Here is a 23,859-nt window from a genome sequence, read left to right on the forward strand (position 1 = left end):
CTCAACGGGCTCGTCCCGCATTGTCCCGTGTGCCGCCCTTTCCCCACGGGCAGGGGTACGTGCGGATCACTCCACGATGGCACTACCGGTGTCGGTGCCGCCGATGCGGAGCAGCAGGTCGTCGACGATCTCGGCCGGGGACGACTCGTCGGTGTCGACCTCCCAGACGGCGACCTCACGGTAGAGCGGCAGTCGCTCCCGCAACAACGCCTGGAACGTCGCCCTGGGATTCACACCGGTCAGCAACGGCCGGGGAGCGGACAGGCCGGTCCGACGAACCCCCTCGGCCAGGCCAACCGACAGGAACAGCACCGGGTGCCCCGCCAACAGCGACCGATTCCGGTCGGTCGTCACGGCTCCCCCACCCAGCGCGAGCACGCCCGAGTGCTCGGCCAGCGCGGCGGTCAGGGCACGTGTCTCCAGCTCCCGGAACGCGCGTTCCCCGTCATGGGTGAAGATCTCCGGTATGGTCCTGCCCGCCAGTTCCTCGACGTCCTCATCGGTGTCCCGGAACGGCACCCCGAGGCGTTCGGCGAGCGACTTCCCCACCTCGGTCTTGCCCGCCCCGGGTGGTCCGACGATCACCAGTCGCGGACTCATGAGTTCTCCCCCCGGGATTCGGCGCGCTCGTGCAGTGCCGTGAGGTAGCCCCGCACGTTTCGCCGGGTCTCACCGATGGAGTCACCGCCGAACTTCTCGAGCACCGCTTCGGCCAGTACCAACGCCACCATGGTCTCGGCCACCACCGCCGCGCGGGGCACGGCCGTGATGTCGGAACGCTGGTGCATGGCCTGCGCCTGCTCACCGGTGCGCACGTCGACGGTCGACAGCGCGCGGGGCAGGCTGGAGATCGGTTTCTTGGCGGCCCGCACGATCAACGGCTCCCCGTTGGTGATACCGCCTTCCAGCCCACCTGCCCGGTTACTGGCACGGTGCACCCAGTTCGGCCCGTGGGCGGGGTAGAGCTCGTCGTGGGCTGCGCTGCCCCTGCGGCGCGCGTTGGCGAAGGCCTCACCGATCTCCACGCCCTTGACGGCCTGGATGCTCATCAGCGCCCGCGCCAGTTTGGAGTCGAGCTTGCGGTCCCAGTGGACGTGCGAACCCACCCCGGGCGGTAACCCGTAGGCGACCACCTCGACCACGCCGCCCAGCGTGTCACCCTCGGACTTGGCGGCCTCGACCTCGGCCATCATCCGTTCGGTGGCATGATCGCCGAAGGCCCGTACCGGGTTCTCGTCGATGGTGGGCAGGTCGGCGGCCGTGGGCAGCGTCTCGTGCGCTGCGTCCACGTCCCCCAGCGAGACGACGTGGCTGACCAGCTCCACTCCCAGCAGCTGGTGCAGGAAGTGCCGCGCCACGGTTCCCACGGCCACTCGGGCGGCCGTTTCCCTGGCACTGGCGCGCTCCAGCACGGGCCGGGACTCGTCGAAGTCGTACTTCTGCATCCCGGGAAGATCGGCGTGACCCGGCCGTGGCCGGGTCAGTGGTTCGTTGCGGGCCAACGAGGCGAGCACCTCGGGATCGACCGGATCAGCGGCCATCACCTGCTGCCACTTGGGCCACTCGGTGTTGCCGATCCGCACGGCCACCGGGCTCCCCTGGGTGAGGCCGTGTCGGATGCCACCGATCACTTCCAGCTCGTCGGACTCGAAATTCATCCGAGGGCTACGTCCGAACCCGAGCTTGCGACGCTCGAGCTGGGCGTTGATGTCCTCGGTGGTGACCTCGACGCCGGCCACCATTCCTTCCAAAATCCCCACCAATGCGGGACCGTGTGATTCCCCGGCGGTCATCCAGCGCAGCACGCCCGCGATCCTGCCACGGCGTGCCGCGTTACGGACAGCACGGGGTGAAAAGTACGTCGGGTTCCGAGGATCACCATCGTCTCAACCGGCGGGACGTCCGGGCTCAACCCGCTGGAGCTCCGGTGAGGGACAGCATGGGAAGAGACGAGGCGGGAAGCGCCGTGACCAACCAGGCCGGCAGCAGCATCGCCGGTCCGTGCGGTATCCGCCACCGCAGGGTCAGGGCCGCGGCCAACAGGGTCAGCGACGCCGCGGCGAGCATCACGGCGGGCACGGCCAACGGATCCACCGCACCCAGCGGAAGACCGAGCACGCAGGCGAGTTTCACGTCGCCGGGACCGAGCATCGCGGGCCGGACCAGCCGCACCAGCGCGTAACAACCACCGAAGAGCAACGATCCCACCAGACCGCACCACAGTGCCGCACAACGCTGGGCCACCACTGACCAGTGGCACAGTACCGCCAGCAGTGGAACGAGGGCGGCGAACGTCAACCGGTCCGGCAACCGGGCAGCGATCAAGTCGCAGGTGGCGAGCGCGACACCGAACCAACCGACCAACATCGGAACCGGCAACCACCGGAGGTCGAGGCCGCCGTAGCACACGGCGGGGGCCAGCGAAGCCCACAGAACCGCCAGCGCCGCCCGGCACGGCAACACCCCTGTCGGTGTCGTGCCTCCCAACGCCCGGGCGGCGAGACGAGCGCACTCCGCGCCGCAGGACCACCCCAGTGGGAAGAGCACTCCGACCGCCAGGGAAACCGGTAGCGGAGCGGCGAGCGAACCGTCGAACACATCAGCAGCGTCGGCGCCTTCTCCCCGACGCGCACGCGAGTACGACGATGTCACCGGCGTGTCGGGAACCGCGACCGCCGAATCGGCCGCGACTCCCGACTCACGAACGGCGACAGCGTACGGAGCACATCACGAGTCCACGGTGAACAGCGGGTCTCCGTGATTGACCCGCACGTCGTCGGCCATGTCCGACAACGCGTCCTGCCCGGTCTGGAGTGCCACCACGGGACACACCGAGGAGTAGCCCTGCTGTTCGACCTCGGTGGGGTTCCAGGTCACGACCGGGCTACCTGCCGTGACACGTTCCCCCTTGGCCACGTGCAACGTGAAGCCCGCACCTTCTAGCTTGACGGTGTCGATCCCCAGGTGCACCAGCACGGCCTTGTCGTCGTCGATGGAAATGACGAAGGCGTGCGGGTGCAGAGTCGCCAGGATGCCTTCCACCGGCGCCACGGCCTGCGACTCTCCACCGCTCGGTTTGACCGCCACGCCGGAGCCGACCATCGACTGGGAGAAAACGGGGTCCGGTACCTCGCTCATCGGGGCCACCAGCCCCGTCACCGGACTGAGCACTTGAACACTCACAACAAATCCTCGATATCGCTCGCGATGGTGTCCGCCTCCGGCCCCACCACGACTTGGACAACCGTGCCCTGCTGCATAACGCCGTGCGCACCCGCCTTCTTCAACGCGGGCTCGTCGACCTTGGCGCCGTCCTCCAGCTCACAACGCAGTCGCGTAATGCACGGCTCGATCTCGACGACGTTGCCCTGACCGCCCAGCGCGGCCAGGATCGCCGAAGCCTTGTCATCAGCCACCGAAATCCTCCACTCTCGATCACTCGCACATCGAGTGTCCCCACACAGCTAACCACGTCGCCCCGGGCACGTCCGATGTCGAACCGGCAACGAATCGGCCACCCGCTTGACACCTGTTCACCCGGAAGCGCAAGGTTCCCTCCAACTGGTTTAGACCTTACCGTACCAACAGTCTGGCGAAGGTACGAGTGATTCGGCGGACAGTAAGCGACAGGTGATCCCACCCCGACCGGGAACACCGGGTCGAACTGGCCGCGACGTGTCGAAACCGTTCCAACGCACCGGTGTGTATCCAGGAGGTACTCGATGAGCACCAGCCCGTCCTCGGGCGGCAGCAAGACTTTCGCGCAGCTACAGCGGCTGGGCAAAAGCCTGATGCTCCCCATCGCAGTGCTGCCGGCGGCGGCACTGCTGCTCCGGCTCGGACAGGGTGACCTGATCGGCGCCATCCCCGGGCTGACCGAAGTCGGCAGCGTCATCAGCTCCGCGGGCGGGGCGTTGTTCGACAACCTGCCGCTGCTGTTCGCGATCGGCGTGGCGATCGGGTTCGCTCGAAAGGCCGACGGTTCCACCGCCCTCGCGGGCGCGGTGGGCTATCTGGTCCTGGCCGGGGTGCTGTACCAGATGACCGGCACCGAGGGCGACACCGTCTACAACAAGGGGCCCTACGGGGTGCTCGGCGGCATCATCGCCGGTCTGGTGGCCGCCACGCTGTGGCAGCGCTTCCACCGGATCAAACTGCCCTCTTACCTGGGTTTCTTCGGCGGACGTCGGTTCGTCCCGATCATCACCTCGGTGGTCATGCTGGTCATCGGCGTGGTGCTGGGCTTCGTCTTCCCCTACTTCGACCAGGCACTGACGGCGTTCAGTGACGCGGTGACCGGCAGTGTCGTCGCGGGCGGCGGGATCTACGGCGTGGTCAACCGACTGCTGCTACCGATCGGTCTGCACCACATCCCGAACGCCATCCTGTGGTTCAGCACCGGCGAGTACCAGGGCGCCCAGGGCGACATCAACCGGTTCTTCGAGGGTGACCCCAGCGCGGGAACCTTCATGACCGGGTTCTTCCCCATCTTCATGTTCGCGCTTCCCGCCGCCGCGCTGGCGATCTACCACTCGGCCAAGCCCTCCCAGCGCAAGCTGGTCGGCGGTATCATGTTCTCCACGGGGCTGACCGCCTTCCTGACCGGTGTCACCGAGCCGTTGGAGTTCTCGTTCATCTTCGTGGCCTGGCCACTGCTGATCGTGCACGCGGTTCTGACCGGGAGCTCGCTGGCGCTGGTCAACGCGCTGGACATCCACCACGGTTTCGGGTTCTCGGCAGGGGCCATCGACTACCTGCTCAACTTCGGAATCGCGCAGAAGGCACTGTGGTTGATCCCGATCGGGCTGGTCTACGCCGTCATCTACTACTTCCTGTTCCGGATCATCATCACGAAGATGAAGCTGCCCACGCCGGGCAGGGAGGACGACGCGGAAACCGAGCAGTCCGAGACCGAAACCGCTTCGGCGGCAACGGCGAGCACGGGGTCCGCGGAAACCGGTGATTCCACCACCAGCGGGAGCAAGACCTGATTCTCGACGACTCACGAGGATCGGTAGGCAACGACGAGAACGGACGAGGAGATGCCTGAACGACACGTCACCGTCGCGAGCAAGGTCGGTCTGCACGCACGGCCCGCGGCCATGCTGGCCAAGGAAGCGGCCGCGCAGTCGGTGAAGATCACCATCCGCAAGCAGGAGACGGACCCGGTGGAGGCCGCCAGCATCCTGGGGTTGATGACCCTGGGAGCCGCGTACGGCGACGAAGTCGTGCTCGCCGCCGATGGCGACGGAGCCGACGACGCGCTGGATCGGATCGCCGATATGGTCAGCAGTGAGCTGGACGGCTCCAACTAGAGGATCGTCGGCCCGGTCTCGTCAGTGGGTCGCTTGGCGGAACCTCTGGCACGGCTCTCGCTGCGGGGCCCCGACATCGGGTAGGTACTACACAACGTCGGGGCTTCCTCGCGAGAGCCGCACCGGAGAGCCCGCGGCGGTGCCGATCGCGTGAGTGGTCGGAGTTCGGCCCGCGAGGGTGGTCTGGGGTTCACCTTCGGCGAAGCGCTGCGGCGATTTCGCGAGAAATTGCCCCCCGGGGGGCGGACCGGGTCACCCCGCACGTCCACCGCGACGAACCCCCGCTCACAGCAGCGGGAGCGGCACCATCCCGCCGGTGGCCTCGGACAACGCGTCCCGCATCGCCGCTCGCGGAGCCCGTTTCCCCGTGAACGACTCGACCTGGCCGAACGACTGGTGCAACAGCATGTCGAGCCCGGTCGCCAGTCGACCGCCCGCCGCGTGCACGGCCCCGGCCAGTGGCGTGGGCCAGGGGTGGTAAACCACGTCCAGCACGCGGCCCGCCGCTGCCAGCTCCCGGACGTGGTCATCCACCGCTCCGGCAGGCAGGGTGGACACCACCACATCGGCCTCGGCGGCGGCTTTCGTCAGATCCAGCGAACCCAGCGCCCGGCTCTCGGCCCGCACACCGATGCGCTCGGCCGTGGCCAGCGCGGAACCGGCCCGGGCGGGATCGCGTACCGCCAGGGTCGCGGTACGCACCCCCAACTCGGCGAACGCGGCGATCACTGCCAGGGCGGTGCCACCGGCACCCAGCACCAGCCCGGTGCGCTCCCCCGCGTCCGCCGCGCCGTGGAATCCGCAGGCCGCACGCAGCGCCCCGGTGATGCCGTCGACATCGGTGCAGTCCGCGTACCACGCACCGTCGGAACGCCGGACCAGCGTGTTGGCGGCACCGACGGCGGCGGCGCGCTCACTGGCCTCCGATGCCAGCTCCAGCGCCACCTGCTTACCCGGCATGGTCACCGACAGTCCGCGCCAGCTGGAATCGAGCTCACCGATCAGCGCCCGCAGCCCCTCGGCGTCCCGTTCGATGCGCTGGTACGACCAGTCCCGCAGCCCCAGAGCCGCGTAAGCGGCTCCGTGCAGCACCGGGGAGAGCGAGTGCTCCACCGGTGAGCCCACCACTCCGGCTCGCACCGCACGGGACTCCACCGACCCGGCTGACTGAGCGGACATTCCCGGAAGCTCCCTTTCGAAACCGGACTCTCGTACGAACGTCGTGGGCCCGCTCACGGGCGAACGTCACACGCCGTTGTTCTCGGCCTTGTCCTGGGCTTGTCTGTGCTCCTCGAACGTCTTGGAGAAGCACGAAGTGCCGTCCTTGCGGCATTTGACGAAGTACTTCCAGTCGCCCTCGGCCGGATTGGCGGCCGCCTTGATCGCCGCCGTGCTGGGCGCGGAGATCGGTGTGGGCGGTAGCCCGGTTCTGTTGTAGGTGTTGTACGGACCCTTCTCGGCCCTGTCTTCGTCGTCGGTGTAGAGCTGCGGGTCCTCGACAACGTAGTTGATCGTCGAATCGAGCTCGAGCCGCATGTCGATGGCCAACCGGTTCTCGATCACACGCGCCACCTTGCCGAAGTCCTCGGTGATGCCCTCGCTCTGCACCAGTGAGGCGATCCGCAGCAGTTCGTAGCGCGAGTGGTCGGATTCCGAGGCCAGGTTCGACAGCCCCACGGCACGCAGCTTGTCGAAGGAGTCCGCCAGCACCGAGCGCAGCACCTCGACGGGGCCGGCGGTGGGTTGGACGTGATAGATCCCCGGCAGCAGAAGTCCCTCGAGGCGTCGCCTGGGGTGGGGAACGTCCGAGACCGCTCCGGCGGCCCAGTCGGGGAGCCCGAGTTCGGCAGCCGGGGTCTCGGTGGCGGCCCGGGTCAGTTCCTCCTTGCTGATGCATCCCTGGGAGTTCCCCTCCCCGGCGCAGGTGGCCGCGGCCAACCGGGCGAGGATGCCCTTCTTGACCTTCCCGTCGGGAAGGTTGTGATCGGCGAGCTGCATGCCCCCGCGGATCTCCACCATGCCCGCTCTGGCCTTGTCGGAGACGATGCGTTCGACGGCCGCCTGACCGGACATCCGGGAACGCATCAGGTAGAAGCCCGGCTGAATGCCCTTGATCTCACTGTTTCCCTCGGCGGCCTGGACGAAGGCGGCGGCTGAGGCCACCACGTCCCGCTCCGAGAGGGTGCCCGCGATGGCACTGGTGGTTTCACCGGGCTGGACCTCGATGACGACCTGTCCGTTACCGGTCCCCTCGTAGTCCTCGTAGCTGCCGAGCCGCAGCAACTGCAGCACGCCGTACCCGGCACCGCCGACGACGATCAGCAGTACCAGTATTCCGGAGAACGCCGTGACGATGCGTCGACGTCGTCGACGGTGCAGCCGTTCACGCTCCTCGGCACGGCCGCCACGTGGTGCGTCTCCAGCGTCATCGGTGAACAGACCGAGATCATCGTTCACGCCGGGGTCCTCTCATTCGCTCCGGCCGCGTGCGTCGAGCCAGGACTGCAGGATCTCGACCGCGGCGGCTTGATCCACCACGTCCCGTTGACGCCTACCACGAATCCCGCGATCGGACAGCACCTTGGTGGCCGTCACGGTGGTGAGTCGTTCGTCACTGAGCCGCACCGGAACATCACCGGTCCTGGCATCGAGCGCATCGGAATAGGAACGTGCCATGTCGGCCGCGGGGCCGTGCCTGCCCGCCAGGGTGACCGGCAGGCCGACCACTATCTCGACGACCTCGTACTCGCGCACCAGCTCGGCCAGTTCGTCGAGATCGGACTTGCGGGACTTGTCCCGCTTGAGCGTGGTGAGCGGGCTGGCGAGGATGGGCGCCGGGTCACTGACCGCGACACCCACCCGTGCCTGCCCCACGTCCACACAAATACGCCTGCCCGGGCCCGGGTCCTTCCGGTCACGGCCGGTGCCGCCCCGGTTCGGCTCGATTTCGGAGCGTTCGGGGTTCACGCCCGTGCCACCACCTGCTCCAGCTCCTTGCGCAACGCTTCGATCGCGGTGTCGATCCCCGAGGGATCGGTTCCCCCGCCCTGGGCCATCTCGGCCTTTCCGCCGCCCCGGCCGCCGATGTGCGCGGCGAAGGAGGGCACCAATTCGCCCGCTGCCACACCCCGGTCCTGGGCGCCCGGACTGACCGCGACGACGAAACCGACCTTGCCGGTATCCGGGTCGGTCGAGAACAGTGCCACGACCGAGGGGCGGGAGCCCAGTTTACCGCGAACCTCGCCGGACAGGGCCCGCAACGAGTTGCCGTCCACGCCGTCGGCGACCCGGACCGCCACCAGGCTGACACCGTCGATGTCGACGGCACCGCCCGCGAGCTCGCCCGCCGACTGCAGCACCTTGGCCACCCGCAGCTGCTTGAGTTCCTTCTCGGCATCCCGGAGCCGGGTGACCATGCTGTCGATGCGCTCGGGCAGGTCCTCTGCCTTGACCTTGAACCTGTCGGCGAGTTCGTTGACGAGCATGTGCTCCTTGTTGATGTAGCGCATCGCGTCCATGCCCACCAGGGCCTCGACGCGGTGCACCCCGGAACCGACCGAGGAGTCGTTGACCAGCTTGACCACACCGAGCTGCCCGATGCTGCCCACGTGGGTACCGCCGCACAGCTCCCTGGAGTAGTCGCCCATGTCGATCACGCGGACCCGGTCGCCGTACTTCTCACCGAACAGTGCGACGGCACCGAGCTCCATGGCCCGGTCCATCGAGGTGTTGTAGGAGTTCACCTCGACATCCTGCTGCAGGTACTCGTTGACCTCCTCCTCGACACCACCGAGCACCTCGGAGGAGACGGCCGAGGGAGCGGTGAAGTCGAACCGCATCCGGCCCGGGGAGTTCAACGAACCGGCCTGCGCGGCACGCTTGCCGTAGGCGTTGCGCACGGCCGCGTGCACCAGGTGGGTGGCGGAGTGGGAACGGGCGATGGCGTGCCTGCGTTCCTCGTCGACACTGGCCTCCAGTCGGGTGTCGACCGCGACCTCACCGCCCAGCACCCTGGCGCGGTGCACGGACAGGCCGGGCACCGCCTGCTGCACGTCGGTGATCTCCAGCTCCACACCGGGACCGACCAGCCTGCCGGTGTCGGCGATCTGGCCACCTCCCTCGGCGTAGAACGGGGTCCGGTCGAGAACCAGTTCGACCCGGCTTCCCTCGCCCGCGACCGGCACCGGAGCACCGTCCCGCAACAGCCCGAGCACCCGGCTGGTGGACCGCAGATCGGTGTAGCCGATGAACTCGGTGGCACCGTGTTCGTCGAGCAGGGTGCGGTAGGTGGAGAGGTCGCCGTGCGCGGTCTTGCGCGAGCGCGCGTCCTCCTTGGCGCGCTGCCGCTGCTGCTCCATGAGCTCGCGGAAACCCTGCTCGTCGACCGAGAGCCCGCGCTCGGCGGCCATCTCCAGCGTCAGGTCGATCGGGAAGCCGTAGGTGTCGTGCAGCTGGAACGCCTTCGAGCCCGGCAGCTGCGCGCCACCCTTCTCCCGGGTCTGCTCCACCGCCGTGTCGAAGATCTTGGAACCGGCCGACAGGGTGCCGAGGAAGGCTTCCTCCTCGTTGCGGATCACCGAGTCGATGCGGTCGAAATCACTGGCGAGTTCCGGGTAGCCGGGCGACATGGCGTCCCGCACCACCTTGGTGAACTCTCCCAGCACGGGCTCGTGCACACCCAACAGCCGGGTGGAGCGCACGACGCGGCGCAGCAGCCGCCGCAGCACGTAACCCCGGGTCTCGTTGCTGGGGGTGACACCGTCGGAGACCAGCATCATGCCGGAGCGCATGTGGTCGGCGATCACCCTGAACCGCACGTCGTCGGTGTGCTCGTCGCCGTAGCGCTTGCCCGAGAACTCCTCGGCCTTGGCGATCACGGGACGCACCAGGTCGGTCTCGTAGACGTTCTCCACGCCCTGCAGCAGGCAGGCTACCCGCTCGACGCCCATACCGGTGTCGATGTTCTTGGTGGGAAGCTCGCCCAGGACCGGATAACCGTCCTTGGGGCTCCCCTCCCCCCTGATGTCCTGCATGAACACCAGGTTCCATATCTCGATGTAGCGGTCCTCGTCGACGACGGGGCCGCCTTCCCTGCCGTACTCGGGGCCACGGTCGTAGTAGATCTCCGAGCAGGGGCCACCGGGGCCGGGAACGCCCATGTCCCAGTAGTTGTCGTGCGCGTCCCTGCGCTGGATCCGTTCCGGGGGCAGCCCGCTGATCCGCTGCCAGAGCCGCTCGGCCTCCGGATCGTGCTCGTAGACGGTCACCCAGATGCGGTCGGGGTCGAAGCCGAACCCACCTGAGTCCCGCGAATTGGTCACCAGGCTCCAGGCGTGCTCGATGGCCCCCTCCTTGAAGTAGTCCCCGAAGGAGAAGTTGCCCGCCATCTGGAAGAAGGTGTTGTGCCTGGTGGTCTTGCCGACCTCGTCGATGTCGGCGGTCCGCACGCACTTCTGGATGCTCGTGGCACGCGGGTAGGGAGCGGGCGCGTCACCGAGGAAGTAGGGCTTGAACTGCACCATCCCGGCGTTGACGAACAACAGGTTGGGGTCGTCCAGGATCAGCGAGGCACTGGGAACGACGGTGTGCCCCCGGCCACGGAAATGCTCGGTGAAACGGTTGTTTATCTCGTGGGTCTGCACGATGAAGTCCTTCTACGCGGATGCGGGCTACCGGCACGGAGCAGGCGGGACACCGGTCGGCGTGAGCGGAGACACGCGACGAACGTCAGCGCCCCGCCCTACGAGCTCGCCGTCCCTGCGAACCGGTCTCCTCGAGCGTCCCCGCCATCCGTGTCACCTGCCGGTTCCCATTGTCCGGCAGCGTAATGGTCCGCTGCTCACGGCCTCCGGTGACGATACCGGTGCGCTCGGCGACGTCCTCGTGGAGCTCGCGTTCGCGTTCGGTCATGCCCGCACGCACGTCCGCTCCGAACGAGCCGACCGCTTCCGCCAGTTCTCGAACGGCGTCGCCCAGCTGATCGGCCACACCCGCAGGGGTGGCCTTTCGCGCGGTCCGATTGACCTTGCGGCTCAGCGCCACGCCCGCGGCGACACCGGCGCCGAGCCAGAACAGACGGCTCACTTACGACCCCCTTTGCGCCTGCGGGAATGCTTGCCCGCGGCCTGTTCGTCGCGCTTTCGGCGGGCGCGCAGGGCTTTGCTCACGCCGTAGGTGAAGGCGGCTGACTTCACCAGCGGACTTCCCAGTGTAGCGGTGAACAGCGAAGACAGTGCCGACACATTGCTGGAGACCGACTGGGCGTTGGCCGTGATGCCGTCGACACGTTCCAACTGCGTGTTCACGTGGTCCAACGTCGTGTTCGCACCGGTGAACAGCGGGTCGGAGTTCTCCTGCGCCTTGCGGATCGCGTTGGTCGCCTCGTCCAGGGTGCGGCCGAGCTTGACCAACGGGATCGCCAGCAGCACGACCAGCAGCACGAAAGCACCTGCTGCGATCAGCGCGGCGATCTCGGTGGGCGTCACGTGTCCTCCCGGTTTCCAGCCGATTCGTGCGGCCACCGTGACGATGCCCTCGAAACGGCGGCGATGATCGCGGCCAGGCTATCGCGTCGCGGTCACCGGCTCGTGTGCGGCTTTGACAGACGTGGACGCGGCGCGGCACGGGTGGTCGGTGTGAAAGCGCGCGAGGCGCACGATAGATTGCTCTTCCGGCCGGGTTGGGCTCCGCCGGACGAGCACGAGGGGACGCGTCGAATGCGCAAGCGGGCCGTATCGGCCGCACTGAGGGCATGGGTCACCAGCCGCACGCCGCTGCTGGTGACGCTGGTGTTCACGTTTCTGGTCAGCACACTGGCCGGAATCAGCGGTGGAATACAGACCGCGACGGCACGCGACGTTCTTCGCGCCGGCGGCACACAGCGCATCGTGATCTCCTCGCTGGACAGCAAGGGCACGTTCGGAATCCTCAACAGTAAACGGATGAAGTTGATCCGCTCCGTTCCCGGCGTCGAGTACGCGATCCCGGAGCGTCCTTCGGCGATCCGGACTCCGACGGGCAACGGTATGCCGCGACTCTCGCTTGCCACGCACTCCTGGGGAAGCTACGTTCCTCCTCCGATCACTGGAGGCTCGGTGGCCGAGGGTGTGCTCCCCGGCCAGGTGGTGCTTCCCGCCCGAAGCCAGGGAGTTGACTTCACCCGTTACCTCGGGCGCACGCTGAGCTTCGGCTACAGCGACAAGACCCCGGCACCCCCGGTCTCGGAGGCCGGAATCGAAGAGGCCGGGGAAGACTCGCACCAACCCCGTACGGCCTCGGCGATCATCGAGCTCGAGGTGATCGCCACCTACGACCCCCGGTGGCACGCGGATGGACCGCAGACGGCCTACCTCGCGCCGGTGACCGCCGCACGGCTGGCCGCGGCGAACGAGGGCAAGACCGTTTCCCAGTTGCGACGCAGCAGCGACGCCGAGCGGGTCGGCGTGGTGGTCGACGAGGCGCACGAACCGAGGGCGGTGGCTTCCCGGCTACGCGAGATGGGGCTCGGCGCCTTCCGGCTGCCGCTGCGGGAGCAGAAAATGATCGCCACAGTGGACACCTGGCGCTACATCGCGCTCGGTGGGCTGCTGGGCGGCGCGGCGCTGTTCGGAGTGTTCACCGCCAGGCGGAACGGCTCCCAGGAACGGTTCGAACACAAGGCGACGACAGCGGCGGCCGTCGCACTCGCCGGGGCCGTCACCGCGACCGCGTTGGGAATCCCGGGAGCGCTGGTGTTGCGCGCTCCGTTGGAGGAGTTCCTGGGGCTGCGGATCGACCACTGGATGCTGCTGCCGAGCCCGGTGTGGGTGCTGCTCGGGATGCTGCTTCCCGCGCTCGCCGCGGCCGCGGGGGTGGTGGGTGAACGAGCGAGCGGACGGTTCCGCCGCGGTTGACGCGGGGTGCGGAACCGTACCCGCCCGCAGGCCCCGCGCTTCCGGTTTCCCGCCGCGACGGTGCCGGAAGCGACCGGTCAACCGTTGACCGGTGAAACCGGGCCACTGCCGTCGAGCACACCGACCACGTTGCGGGCGGCCAACTCGGCCATCGCCGTACGCGTCTCGGCAGTGGCCGAACCGAGGTGCGGCACCATCACCACGTTGTCCAGTTCGAGCAGCTCGGGCTCCACCGCCGGCTCGTTCTCGAACACGTCCAGTCCGGCTCCGCCGATGGTGCCGTCCCGGAGAGCGCGTGCCAGGGCACGTTCGTCGACCACGGCACCACGACTGGTGTTGAGCAGTACCGCCGAGGACTTCATGCCGGACAGGGCCGCACCGTCGATCAGGTGCCTGGTCGATTCGGTCAGCGGGCAGTGCAGCGACACCACGTCCGAGTCGCGCAGCAGCCGCGACAGCGGCAGAAAACTCGCGTCCAGCTCGCGCTCGACCTCGGACTCCACGCGATTCCGAGCGGTGTAGACGACATCCATGCCGAAGGCACGTGCTCTGCGTGCCACGGCACGGCCGATCTGGCCCATCCCGACTATTCCCAGCTTCTTGCCCTGCAAACCGCTGCCCAGCATGAACGAGAAGTTCCACGCCCAGGGGGTACCCGAGCGGATCAACCGTTCCCCCTCCGCGAGTCTGCGGGTGACCATCAACAACAGCCCGAACGTCAGGTCCGCCGTGGCATCGGTGAGCACCCCGGGCGTGTTGGTCAGCAGTACCCCACGTCGGTCCAGTGCGGGCACATCGACGTTGTCGTAGCCCACCGCGACGTTGGCGACCACGCGCAACGACGGTCCCGCCGCGTCGAGGACCTCGCCGTCGATCCGGTCGTGCAGCATGGTGACCACCGCCTCGGCACCGTGCACGGCCTCGTGCAGCTCCGCCGGGGTCATCGCTCGACTCTGACTGCAGAGCCGCACATCACCCACCGACTCCAGCAGTCGCGACGCCGACTCGGGAATCGAGCGGGTGACCAGGATCCGAGAACTCACTCATCCGTCCCTTCCGAACCCGGCCGTGACGAGCGCCGGGTCGTCGACTCGTGACCTGTCCGGCCGAATCGGCACATTACCCGAGAACAGCTCCGAAGCCGACGTTCCGGGACGACCGTGAACCACGACGGGAGGGGCCGGTGGCTTCGCCCGGCACTACTGGTGATCCCCGCGAACGATGTTGCGCAGTTTCGGCAGCCGTTCCGCCAGTGTTCGTTCCTCACCGCGCCCGTTGGGCTCGTAGTAGTTCCTGCCGACCAGCGAATCGGGCGGGTACTGCTGTTCGAGCACCCCTTCCGGGCGATCGTGCGGATAGCGGTACCCGATGGCGTTCCCCTGTCGCTCGGCACCCGCGTAGTGCCCGTCCCGCAGATGCGCGGGCACGGTTCCGGCCCTGCCGGCACGGACATCGGTCAGCGCGGCATCGATGGCCGTGATCACGGCGTTGGACTTGGGGGCGGTGGCCAGATGCACCGTGGTCTGTGCCAGCGCCAACCTGCCCTCCGGCATTCCGATGAACTGCACCGCTTGGGCGGTCGCCACGGCGCTCTGCATCGCGGTGGGATCGGCCATGCCGACATCCTCGCTGGCGTGCACCACGAGTCTGCGTGCGATGAAACGTGGATCCTCGCCCGCCTCGATCATTCTGGCCAGGTAGTGCAGCGCGGCGTCCACGTCCGAACCACGGATGGATTTGATGAACGCGCTGGCGACATCGTAGTGCTGGTCACCGTCGCGGTCGTAGCGCACGGCCGCCTTGTCCACCGTCGCCTCGACGGTGGCGAGGTCGATGGTGGTGGAGCCGGTGGCGGCCGCCGCTTCGGAAGCGGCCTCCAGCGCCGTCAGCGCGCGGCGCGCGTCTCCCCCTGCCAGCGCCACCAGATGCTGCTCGGCCTCCTCCTCCAGGCGGAACTCGCCGTCCAGCCCGCGCTGTTCGGTCACGGCGCGCAGCACCAGCTGACGGACCTCCTGTTCACCGAGCGGTCGCAGCTGCAGCACCAGCGAACGCGAAAGCAACGGTGAGACCACGGAGAACGAGGGGTTCTCGGTGGTGGCGGCCACCAGCAGCACGGTCCGGTCCTCGACCGCGGACAGCAGCGCATCCTGTTGTGTCTTGGAGAAACGGTGCACCTCGTCGATGAACAGCACGGTGGCCTCACCCGAGTGCCCGAGCCTGCGCCGTGCCTCCTCGATCACCCCGCGCACCTCTTTGACACCCGCCGAGAGCGCGGACAGCGCCACGAAACGACGTCCGGTGGCCTGTGAGACCAGCCCGGCCAGTGTGGTCTTGCCGGTACCGGGTGGCCCGTGCAGCAGCACCGAGGCGGGGGCCGCCCCCTCCACGAGACGGCGCAGCGGCGCTCCGGAACCGAGGAGATGATCCTGCCCGATGACTTCGTCGAGCGTCCGGGGACGCATCCGCACCGCCAACGGCGCGTTCTCGGCGAGTCGCTGTTCGGCGCGGTCCTCGGCATCAGCACCGAACAGGCCGCCGTCCAGCAGACCGCTGTGGAACGAACCGTTGTCGAACAGACCATCAGTCACGCTCCCGACGCTACCCGCGCCGTGCGGCACCGGTCGTGCGGGACGGCGCGGGACATCGCCACCTTCCAGCGGATCTCGCTGTGACTGATCCCGCTGGTAGCTGGTCCTCGCCGTGACAGCACGGGCGAGGACCAGTGCGCATCGAGCTGTCAGCGCGCGCCCGGCATGGCCAGCTCCACGGCACAGGAGTTCTTGCGCCGCTGCTCCGCCCAGTGCTCGATGGTCTGATGACAGGCTCGGTCCAGATGCCGCAGCGGCGTCATGTCGACATGAGCGCTACTGGTGTGCGGCAGTTGCTCCAGCCTGTCCTGCAGCTGCGGCAACCGCAGGAACGTGGCGTTGCCGTGCAACCGCACCCGGGCGTGGTTCTCGTCGTGTTCGATCTCCACGGAAAGTCCGGAAACCTCCCAAGCAGTCTTGATCACCGCGGCCGCGATGCCGGTGAGCACACCGATCAGCAGGTCGGTGGCCAGGATCGTCCCAGCGGTCAGCAGCAGGATGAACGCCTCCGAACGCTGTTCCCGGATCAAGGTGGCGACCTGGCGTACCCCGAGCAGTTTCCATCCCGCGTGCACCAACAGCGCTCCGAGGGTGGCCAGCGGAATGAAGGAGAGCAGCTGGGGAAGCAGCACCACGAACAGCAGGAGCCAGCACCCGTGCAGCACACGGGAGAGTTTGGTTCGGGCTCCCGCGTGCACGTTGGCGGTACTGCGCACGATCACCGCGGTCATCGGCAGCGCGCCGAGCACTCCGCAGACCGCGTTCCCGGTGCCCTGCGCCACCAGCTCAGCGTTGTAGCGGGTCTTGGGACCGTCGTGCATCCGATCCACCGCCGCCGCGCTGAACAGGCTCTCCGCGGAAGCGATCAGTGCGAAGGTCAGAATCGATCCGAGCACCGCGAAGCTGGTAACCGCGCCGAGGTCACCGGGGGTGGTGACATTGATGGTTTCCAGCAGCGAACCGACCCGGATCGTCTCCAGCGGAAGCCCGAACGCGTAGGTGAGCGCCGACGCGACGGTGACTCCCACCAACGGTGCGGGAACGGTCCGGAGGCGTTGGGGCAATCGACCCCACAGCACCATGGTGAGCAGCGTCACCACCGCGATGGCGACCCCGGCCCGTCCCGCGGGGGTGGTGAACACGGCCCGGAACAGTTCGGGCAGCCCGGCGAACTTCGCACCGGTGTGCGAGGGCTGGTCCAGCCCTCCGATGGGATAGATCTGGCCGAGGATCAGTACGAGCCCGATCCCGGCCAGCAGTCCCTGCACCACTGAGGGCGAGATCGCGCGGAACCAGGTACCGATTCCGGTCATCCCCATCGCGATCTGCAGCAGGCCCGCTCCGAGCACGACCACACCCAACATGGCGAGACCGTGATCGGCGATCGTGGAGGCGACCAGCACGGTCAGACCTGCCGCGGGTCCGCTGACCTGCATGGTGCTGCCCGGCATGCAGCCGACGACGATGCCGCCGACGATGCCGGTGACGATGCCCAGTTCGGCGGGCACGCCGGAGGCGACGGCGATGCCCACGCACAGTGGTAACGCCACCAGGAAGACCACGAGCGAAGCACCCAGGTCGAAGCCGAACACCGACCTGTTCCGGCGGATGTGTTCGCCGAGAGAGCCCGACCGGGTGGGCCGGGGCGATTCGAGTTGTGTCGTCACGATTCACTCCGTGAGGGTCGACAGGCCCGTGTCCGCGATCGGACACACGTGGGCCCGCAGGGGCGTCGGTCGAAATGTGTCGCTGGTACGAGTGGGAATCCGTTCCGGAAGCCCCGGTCGGGTATTCGGACTACTCGATCGGCTCGCCGTCCGTACCGCTGCTGGTTTCCCCGAACCACGCTCCCCCGGAGTGGAGAACGCTCGAAAGAACCGTGTCTCGGACGGCTTCTCGGAATGGATTTCCAACGGACTCGCGTCGATGCGAGATGAATTCGGCGAGGATGCCCGCGAGCGTTGTGCCCTGTGGACTGGAAGGTTCTACAGCTCGGCCCGGTAGTCGAACCGAACGTGGACCCGACTCCAACCGCCGCTGCCGCGAAGACGAGGCGAGGGACCTCGCGAGCAGCGCAGGTCCCCGTCGAACCGAATCGGCCGACGAATCACCTGCGGTATACCTGAAGTCTCGCCTGGGAATGGGCTGATCTGCACTTCACAGTCGAGTCGACCGCATTGCGAATGTTTCTCGCGTCTTCCGCGGTGTCGAAGCGCTGTCTGGCGGGGAGAGCCGTGCGGTTCCGTCTGCTGCACGTCCGCTCGGTGCGCCGCCCGATCCTTCTGCCCAATTCGGCCATGCTGGGGCGCTTGCGGAGTTTCTCGCTCTCGCAAGGAGCACTCTGCTCGGTTTTGTACTCCCCCGAGGCGACCCTGCCGACGTGCGCCACGGCGCCGGCGGCGTGCAGCGGGGAAAGCACGATGAGGACCACAGCGAACAGCAGGAACAACGCCGCACGCAGCGCCGAATTCATCCCGGCTTTCACTGTCACCCCCGACACTGCTACCTCCGACTACCGACCGGACGTATCGACCCGCCATCCGACGCGGACATTTCCGATACTACCCGAGAAATGTGTACTCGGAGTAAACCAAAAGTAACCCGAAAAGGTGGAAAAACACGGCAGGAGACAACGATCGCACCAAACACGAAAATTTGCTCAGGTCAGCGCGATGACAGAAAAATCAATACCACCTTCGGGTGTAAGTTATCACACAGCGCACAAGCGAGTGCTTCTCAGAGAATAGGAATACCCGAAAAGAGGATATCCCCGGCGGGCTTCCCGCTCGGTATGGAAGCGAGGCACCGGGGAACGATTCTCCAGGGACGATTCCCCGCTGGAAACGGACGAGGTGGCGAGCACGAGGCCATCGGTACGGCCGGCTCCCGTTCGGAACCGGTCCCGGACAAGGGGCCTCCCATCCGTGACGGACGAAAACGCGGCCGCTCGCCGCGTGAGTGGTCACGCTCAGCGAAAGGCCGGGTACGGCCGCAGCTCCAGCGCTCCGGAACCGAATCGTTCCACCAGCGCCTGGACCATTCGTTCCGCGTAGGAGGCGATATCCGGCATATCGTTGGCCTCGGCGTCCTTGCCCAAGCGCTGCCAGCGATCAGCGAGAGCGGTGCTTCGACGCGGCGAGGGCATGTGGGCGTCGATGGGACCGTCCAACTGCCCGTCCCGCGGTAGGAACCACCAGGTCGACACCCAGACCCAGAGCAGCTGCGCGTCCAGCAGACGGGGCATCAGCACGGCGTCGTCGTCCAGGTCCGACCACACCTCGACGATCTCCGAACGCCAGGTGGCGAGCATGTTGTCCACCAACCCCGCGGGCATGGCGTAGGAACACCACGAGGATGGGAACGGGAATTGCAGGTAGGCGGCATCCAGCGCGATGTCACGGACACACGCCCACTCGAAGTCCAGAAACCGCACTCCGTTGCCCGTCACCAGACTGTTGTCCGGGCAGATGTCGGAGGGGCTGAAGGAACGGTACTTGGTCGAGCCCAACAGCCCGGCGGCGGAATCGAGCCGTGCTCGCACCTGCTCGGGCAACGAGAGATCCAGAGTACTGGCCAGCAGTTCGGGAAGCTCCCGCAACGAGCGCCGGATGTCATCGGCGACCGGATCGGTCCACGACTCGAGCCCGAGCCTGCGCATCAGGGCGTCGAAGTCGGCCTCCCTGCCCGCCATCGAGGTGTGCAGTCTGCCCAGCGCACGTGCCCAGGCCAACAACGAGCGCTCGGCGGCGCGCGGATCGTCGGCGAACAACACATCGGCCAGGTTCGCGCCACGGCCGAGGTCCTCCAGAACCAACAGTCGCTTCTCGGTGTCCTGGGCGATCAGTTCCGGACCGACGCGCAGTTCCGGTGGAAGCGCGGTGGCCAGCTGACAGCTCGCCGCCTCGTGGGCGAACGGATCCGAATGGCCCTTGCCGGGAACCGTTCCGTAATGCTTGATCACGAGTGTGCGCGGCAACTCGAACGGTGTCTCGGCGACACGAACCCGCATCACGACAGACCGGCCACTACCGCCCAGATCCTCCGGGTCGGCAAGCCGGACGGGTGCCCCCATTCTCCGGGTGAGCACGGTCTCGGCAGTACCGAGCGTATCGGTAACCTCCGCACTCGCGGGCACACGAACCTCCGGCGGACCGGTGGTGATTTCCACGCTCATCGTCTCCAGACCCTACCGCCACCACCCGCTGCTCCACGGGCCTGACCGGTTAAGTTACACCCGACTCGGGTAACGGCCTTGCGTACCGACGGTACCCACAAGAACACCACCCTCAACGGTTACGCGGCCGCCGAGCGCTCGGCAACCCTTGCCACCGAGGTGAACTACCCGTTCCGACGACGAATCAATCACCACGGTGGTTGCACGATGTTCTCCACTCGTTACTGCCCGGCGCGCTACCTGCCGTCCGCTCGTGGGCAGCAGGACGGAGACCGACCACAGGCGGATCCGTAAGACGAATACACCCCGAAAGACGAAAGCACTCCGAACGGTGAACGGGCGGTAGTCCGCCACCGAGCGTAGACGGGCACCACGGGAGACGTAACGATTTTTCACGCGATCGGAGCGTCGGCTGACGCTGTGAAACCGCCCGGGCCGGGGAGTTCTTCCCCGACGTCACGGTGCAGGGGAGAACATCTTCCGTGGCCGGAAAGCCGAATGAGACCGTGCTCACCCCGAGCTCGACTGATCGTGTTCCAAGCGGGGTGACACGAAACGACTCACCGCTACGACCATGCACTCAGGGTAGCAACAGGCGGCCACACAGATCAACACTCCACGACCGCGTGGGCGGGCTCACCGGAGTCAGGAGCTTCGCGAGCCCGCTGCCTGGTCGGCTTCCCCGGCGCCACGACGGGCGGGTTTGGCGTCCACCCCGGCCTCCTTGCGCTGTTCCGCGGTGATCGGCGCGGGTGCCCCGGTGAGCGGGTCGAACCCGCCGCCGCTCTTCGGGAAGGCGATGACGTCACGCAGCGATTCCGCGCCGCTCAGCAGCATGCAGATGCGGTCCCAACCGAAGGCCACACCACCGTGCGGCGGCGGACCGTACCGGAATGCCTCCAGCAGGAAGCCGAACTTCTCGTCGGCCTCCTCCTTGGAGATCCCGAGCACGTCGAACACCCGCTGTTGCATCTCCCAGCGATGGATACGGACGGAACCACCGCCGATCTCGTTACCGTTGCACACGAGATCGTAGGCGCTGGCCAGAGCCTTCTCCGGGTTCTGCTCGAAGCTGTCGGACCACTCCGGTACCGGCGCGGTGAAGGGGTGGTGCACAGCGGTGTAGCGACCAGCACCGACGGCGACGTCGTCGCTGTCGGCGACGGACTCGAACATGGGGGCGTCGACGATCCACACGAACGACCAGGCGTCGTGATCGACGAGTCCGCAGTTCTCGGCGATCTCCAGCCGGACCGCGCCGAGCAGCGCACGCGAGGGAGCGGGCTGCCCGGCCGCGAAGAACACGCAGTCGCCGGGAGAAGCGCCGACTGCCTTGGCCAGCCCGTCACGCTCCTGCTCGGAGAGGTTCTTTGCCACCGGACCGGACAGCGTGCCGTCGGCACCGATCAGCACGTAGGCCAGCCCCTTCGCGCCGCGCTGCTTGGCCCACTCCTGCCAGGCATCCAGCTGCCTGCGGGGCTGGTCGGCACCACCCGGCATGACCACGGCGCCGACGTAGGGAGCCTGGAACACCCGGAAGGGGGTGTCGCGGAAGTAGTCGGTCAGCTCGGTCAACTCGACACCGAACCGCAGGTCCGGTTTGTCCGTCCCATAGCGCGCCATCGCCTCGGCGTAGGGCAACCGGGGGATCGGAGCGGGAATCTCGTGGTCGGCCAGTTCGCGCCACAGCGCACGGATCACCCGCTCGCTGATGTCGATGACGTCTTCGGCGTCGACGAAGCTCATCTCGATGTCGAGCTGGGTGAACTCCGGCTGGCGATCGGCGCGGAAGTCCTCGTCGCGGTAGCAGCGGGCGATCTGGAAGTAACGCTCCAGACCACCGACCATCAACAGCTGCTTGAACAGCTGCGGCGACTGCGGCAACGCGTACCAGCTGCCGGGCTGCAGCCGCGCCGGGATGAGGAAGTCACGGGCGCCCTCCGGAGTGGAGCGCGTCATCGTGGGGGTCTCCACCTCGACGAACTCGCGACCGTGCAGCACCTCACGCGCGATGCGGTTGGCCTCGCTGCGCATCCTGATCACCTTAGCGGGCCCGGAACGGCGCAGATCCAGGTAGCGGTGCCGCAGCCGAACGTCCTCGCCCACGTCGAGATGCTCGTCCACCGGGAAGGGCAGCGGAGCCGATTCGGAGAGGACTTCGAGGTCGGTGGCGGTCACCTCGATGGCGCCCGTCGCGATCTCCGGGTTCTCGTTGCCCTCCGGCCGGGGCGAGATCTCCCCGGTGACGCGGACGCAGAACTCGGCGCGCAACCGGTGGGCGCGCTCTGCCATCTCTCCCTCGCGGAAGACCACCTGAGCAACTCCCGAGGCATCACGCAGATCGATGAAGATCACTCCACCGTGATCACGGCGACGCGCCACCCATCCGGCGAGGGTGACGGACTGCCCGGCTTGGTCGGCACGGAGCGAGCCGGCCTCGTGCGTGCGCATCACGGCTGCTGATCTCCTTAGGGTGTGAAACGGGTGGTCGTCCGGAGCAGGACCACTCCAGGTTAGCCAACGGCGGCCGTCGACCGTGCACCAGGTTTCGGGCCGCCACCGACGGCACGGTCCGGCGAGGCGCACCCGAACACCACAACGAGCGAGACGGGACGAGGAATTCGGCGGTCATCTCCCGCACGGCGCGAACCGCGTTCCCGGCGACACCGCGGAAAACGTCACCGCCGCGACCGAATCGGTAACGTTCATCCCCGGAGGACGTCGAATTCCCGCAATCTCGTTGCACGGACGTGATCAGTGCAATTAGCGTTCCGCGGGAGGTCAGCAAGCACGAGGAGTGGTAATGGTCGTCCCCCGTACCCGAACACCCTCCACAGCGTCCCCGTTAACCGGACACGAGCACCGACAACTGTCCCCCGAATTGTCCAAGCTGCTGCGGACCGGCCCGTTCGACGTCGCGCTGCGAGCCGCGATCCGTTCGAGCAGACTCAGCCTGGAGCGCATTCAGCATCGACTGCGTGCCAGAGGCACGCCGGTGAGCATCACCGCGCTGAGTTACTGGCAATCCGGACGTCGCAGGCCGGAACGACCGGACTCGCTGGTGGCACTGCGCGAGCTGGAGGACGTGCTCGGTGTACCGGACGGCGCGCTGTCGACGCTGTTGGGACCACCGAAGCCGAGGGGCCGCAACCGGGAGGAACCCTCGGCGCCGACGCTGGCCACGCTCTGGTCCGACAACGCCTCGGCCGCCGGTCTGCTCAGCAGACTGGACACCAGCGCGGACGGTCACCTGACACGGCTGAGCCAGCACGACGTGCTCGAGATCGACTCAGCCGGCAAGCAACGGAGTCTGCGGGTACGACAGCTGGTCCAGGCGGAGCGCAACGGGGTGGATCGTTGGGTGACCGTCTTCGACAACGCGGGCAGCGGCGTGGCGCCGCCCAACATCAACGCCTCGCACGGCTGCACCCTCGGTCAAACGCTCTCGGACCACCGCAACGGGGTGGTCGCGGCGGAACTGCTGTTCGACCACTGCCTCGAGAAGGGCGAGACCGCGCTGCTGGAGTACGAGATCACCCACGGCCCGAACGGCCTGGTGGGGACCGAACAGGACCACACTTATTCGCGCAGGTTCCGGCTCCCCGTGCGGGAGTACTTGGTGGAGCTGTGGTTCGACCCGGACAATCCACCCGCACACTGCGAGAGTTTCACCGCCCGGCCGGACGGTTCGGAGCTGGGGACCGCCAAGCCGATGTCGATCGATCCGCGCGGACGTACCCATGCCGTGGCACTGGACTTCGGTCTCGGCGCGTTCTGCGTGAGATGGCAACCCGTTCAGCCGACGCCGAGACCCAACGGGGTTCCCGGTCTCGCGAGCCGACCCCCCGCGGCGCTGGCACAACGACTCAGATGAGGCGCGTAACACGCTC

Annotated in this window: 22 protein-coding genes; 5 read left to right on the forward strand and 17 right to left on the reverse strand. The window is 67.5% G+C overall.

Going from position 1 to position 23,859, the window contains the following annotated elements; all coding sequences use genetic code 11:
* Positions 1–66 precede the first annotated feature (66 nt).
* The 5 genes from BM394_RS21360 to BM394_RS21380 all read right to left on the reverse strand — a co-directional run bounded on the left by BM394_RS21360 (position 67) and on the right by BM394_RS21380 (position 3,416).
* Positions 67–600 (reverse strand): shikimate kinase, encoded by a 534-nt coding sequence (locus BM394_RS21360; protein ID WP_092981411.1) that lies wholly within the window; start codon positions 598–600, stop codon positions 67–69.
* Positions 597–1,805: a chorismate synthase gene (gene aroC, locus BM394_RS21365; RefSeq protein ID WP_092981415.1), complete on the reverse strand. Its 1,209-nt coding sequence runs from the start codon at positions 1,803–1,805 to the stop codon at positions 597–599. The genes BM394_RS21360 and aroC overlap by 4 nt, the downstream gene beginning before the upstream one ends.
* A 103-nt stretch (positions 1,806–1,908) precedes the next feature.
* Positions 1,909–2,598: a prepilin peptidase gene (locus BM394_RS21370; RefSeq protein WP_092981421.1), complete on the reverse strand. Its 690-nt coding sequence runs from the start codon at positions 2,596–2,598 to the stop codon at positions 1,909–1,911.
* Between the two features lie 129 nt (positions 2,599–2,727).
* The gene (locus tag BM394_RS21375; RefSeq protein WP_092981424.1) at positions 2,728–3,183 is read right to left on the reverse strand and encodes a PTS sugar transporter subunit IIA; all 456 of its coding nucleotides are present in this window, start codon (positions 3,181–3,183) and stop codon (positions 2,728–2,730) included.
* Positions 3,180–3,416 (reverse strand): PTS sugar transporter subunit IIB, encoded by a 237-nt coding sequence (locus BM394_RS21380; RefSeq protein WP_092628458.1) that lies wholly within the window; start codon positions 3,414–3,416, stop codon positions 3,180–3,182. The genes BM394_RS21375 and BM394_RS21380 overlap by 4 nt, the downstream gene beginning before the upstream one ends.
* Positions 3,417–3,722: 306 nt before the next feature.
* Between BM394_RS21380 and BM394_RS21385 the strand changes: the two genes are divergently transcribed.
* Both BM394_RS21385 and BM394_RS21390 read left to right on the forward strand, forming a co-directional pair.
* Positions 3,723–4,991 carry a PTS transporter subunit EIIC gene (locus BM394_RS21385; RefSeq protein WP_092981428.1) on the forward strand — a complete coding sequence of 423 codons (1,269 nt, stop codon included), beginning with the start codon at positions 3,723–3,725 and terminating at the stop codon, positions 4,989–4,991.
* 51 nt (positions 4,992–5,042) lie between these two features.
* Positions 5,043–5,315: an HPr family phosphocarrier protein gene (locus tag BM394_RS21390; RefSeq protein WP_092981429.1), complete on the forward strand. Its 273-nt coding sequence runs from the start codon at positions 5,043–5,045 to the stop codon at positions 5,313–5,315.
* A gap of 285 nt (positions 5,316–5,600) precedes the next feature.
* Here the strand turns inward: BM394_RS21390 and BM394_RS21395 are convergent, their stop codons facing one another.
* From BM394_RS21395 to BM394_RS21420, 6 genes are all read right to left on the reverse strand, one after another.
* Positions 5,601–6,494 carry a shikimate dehydrogenase gene (locus BM394_RS21395; protein ID WP_092981434.1) on the reverse strand — a complete coding sequence of 298 codons (894 nt, stop codon included), beginning with the start codon at positions 6,492–6,494 and terminating at the stop codon, positions 5,601–5,603.
* Between the two features lie 66 nt (positions 6,495–6,560).
* Positions 6,561–7,772 (reverse strand): endolytic transglycosylase MltG, encoded by a 1,212-nt coding sequence (gene mltG, locus BM394_RS21400; RefSeq protein WP_092981437.1) that lies wholly within the window; start codon positions 7,770–7,772, stop codon positions 6,561–6,563.
* A gap of 12 nt (positions 7,773–7,784) precedes the next feature.
* Positions 7,785–8,282 carry a Holliday junction resolvase RuvX gene (gene ruvX / locus BM394_RS21405; protein ID WP_092981439.1) on the reverse strand — a complete coding sequence of 166 codons (498 nt, stop codon included), beginning with the start codon at positions 8,280–8,282 and terminating at the stop codon, positions 7,785–7,787.
* Positions 8,279–10,957 carry an alanine--tRNA ligase gene (gene alaS, locus BM394_RS21410; protein ID WP_092981442.1) on the reverse strand — a complete coding sequence of 893 codons (2,679 nt, stop codon included), beginning with the start codon at positions 10,955–10,957 and terminating at the stop codon, positions 8,279–8,281. The genes ruvX and alaS overlap by 4 nt, the downstream gene beginning before the upstream one ends.
* Before the next feature lie 85 nt (positions 10,958–11,042).
* Entirely contained in the window at positions 11,043–11,399 is a 357-nt protein-coding gene (locus BM394_RS21415) for a hypothetical protein (protein WP_092981444.1), read from the reverse strand.
* Positions 11,396–11,800, reverse strand: coding sequence for a DUF948 domain-containing protein (locus BM394_RS21420; RefSeq protein ID WP_092927392.1), 405 nt, complete (start codon positions 11,798–11,800; stop codon positions 11,396–11,398). Before BM394_RS21420 ends, BM394_RS21415 begins: the two co-directional genes overlap by 4 nt.
* A 150-nt stretch (positions 11,801–11,950) precedes the next feature.
* Here BM394_RS21420 and BM394_RS21425 point away from each other — a divergent pair, with 150 nt between their 5' ends.
* A complete protein-coding gene (locus BM394_RS21425; RefSeq protein WP_245780366.1) occupies positions 11,951–13,207 on the forward strand; it encodes a hypothetical protein in 1,257 nt (418 codons plus the stop codon).
* A 77-nt stretch (positions 13,208–13,284) separates the two neighbouring features.
* On the opposite strand, the gene BM394_RS21430 is transcribed toward BM394_RS21425, so the two are convergent.
* The 5 genes from BM394_RS21430 to BM394_RS21455 all read right to left on the reverse strand — a co-directional run bounded on the left by BM394_RS21430 (position 13,285) and on the right by BM394_RS21455 (position 19,969).
* A complete protein-coding gene (locus BM394_RS21430) occupies positions 13,285–14,250 on the reverse strand; it encodes a 2-hydroxyacid dehydrogenase (RefSeq protein WP_092981448.1) in 966 nt (321 codons plus the stop codon).
* A 156-nt stretch (positions 14,251–14,406) separates the two neighbouring features.
* On the reverse strand, positions 14,407–15,795 hold the full coding sequence (locus BM394_RS21435) for a replication-associated recombination protein A (RefSeq protein ID WP_092981556.1): 1,389 nt from the start codon (positions 15,793–15,795) through the stop codon (positions 14,407–14,409).
* Positions 15,796–15,944: 149 nt separating this feature from the next.
* Positions 15,945–17,462 (reverse strand): SulP family inorganic anion transporter, encoded by a 1,518-nt coding sequence (locus BM394_RS21440; RefSeq protein ID WP_092981450.1) that lies wholly within the window; start codon positions 17,460–17,462, stop codon positions 15,945–15,947.
* Between the two features lie 440 nt (positions 17,463–17,902).
* Entirely contained in the window at positions 17,903–18,286 is a 384-nt protein-coding gene (locus BM394_RS21450) for a hypothetical protein (RefSeq protein WP_139235285.1), read from the reverse strand.
* Between the two features lie 477 nt (positions 18,287–18,763).
* Positions 18,764–19,969, reverse strand: a complete 1,206-nt coding sequence (locus BM394_RS21455) for a phosphotransferase family protein (protein WP_092981460.1) — start codon at positions 19,967–19,969, stop codon at positions 18,764–18,766.
* 78 nt (positions 19,970–20,047) lie between these two features.
* Between BM394_RS21455 and BM394_RS21460 the strand changes: the two genes are divergently transcribed.
* The gene (locus BM394_RS21460; RefSeq protein WP_092981464.1) at positions 20,048–20,263 is read left to right on the forward strand and encodes a hypothetical protein; all 216 of its coding nucleotides are present in this window, start codon (positions 20,048–20,050) and stop codon (positions 20,261–20,263) included.
* A 351-nt stretch (positions 20,264–20,614) separates the two neighbouring features.
* Here the strand turns inward: BM394_RS21460 and aspS are convergent, their stop codons facing one another.
* Positions 20,615–22,423, reverse strand: a complete 1,809-nt coding sequence (gene aspS, locus BM394_RS21465) for an aspartate--tRNA ligase (RefSeq protein ID WP_092981469.1) — start codon at positions 22,421–22,423, stop codon at positions 20,615–20,617.
* Positions 22,424–22,850: 427 nt separating this feature from the next.
* Here aspS and BM394_RS21470 point away from each other — a divergent pair, with 427 nt between their 5' ends.
* Entirely contained in the window at positions 22,851–23,843 is a 993-nt protein-coding gene (locus BM394_RS21470; protein ID WP_245780367.1) for a hypothetical protein, read from the forward strand.
* Positions 23,844–23,859: the final 16 nt, after the last annotated feature.

This window comes from Actinopolyspora lacussalsi subsp. righensis (genome assembly GCF_900116555.1).
Taxonomy (GTDB): domain Bacteria; phylum Actinomycetota; class Actinomycetes; order Mycobacteriales; family Pseudonocardiaceae; genus Actinopolyspora; species Actinopolyspora lacussalsi.

What these genes read in the sequence shown, in the direction of transcription:
- BM394_RS21360 (WP_092981411.1), bottom strand. Translation starts at nt 600, where the DNA reads ATGAGTCCGCGACTGGTGATCGTCGGACCACCCGGGGCGGGCAAGACC.
- BM394_RS21385 (WP_092981428.1), top strand. Translation starts at nt 3,723, where the DNA reads ATGAGCACCAGCCCGTCCTCGGGCGGCAGCAAGACTTTCGCGCAGCTA.
- BM394_RS21390 (WP_092981429.1), top strand. Translation starts at nt 5,043, where the DNA reads ATGCCTGAACGACACGTCACCGTCGCGAGCAAGGTCGGTCTGCACGCA.
- BM394_RS21395 (WP_092981434.1), bottom strand. Translation starts at nt 6,494, where the DNA reads ATGTCCGCTCAGTCAGCCGGGTCGGTGGAGTCCCGTGCGGTGCGAGCC.
- BM394_RS21455 (WP_092981460.1), bottom strand. Translation starts at nt 19,969, where the DNA reads ATGAGCGTGGAAATCACCACCGGTCCGCCGGAGGTTCGTGTGCCCGCG.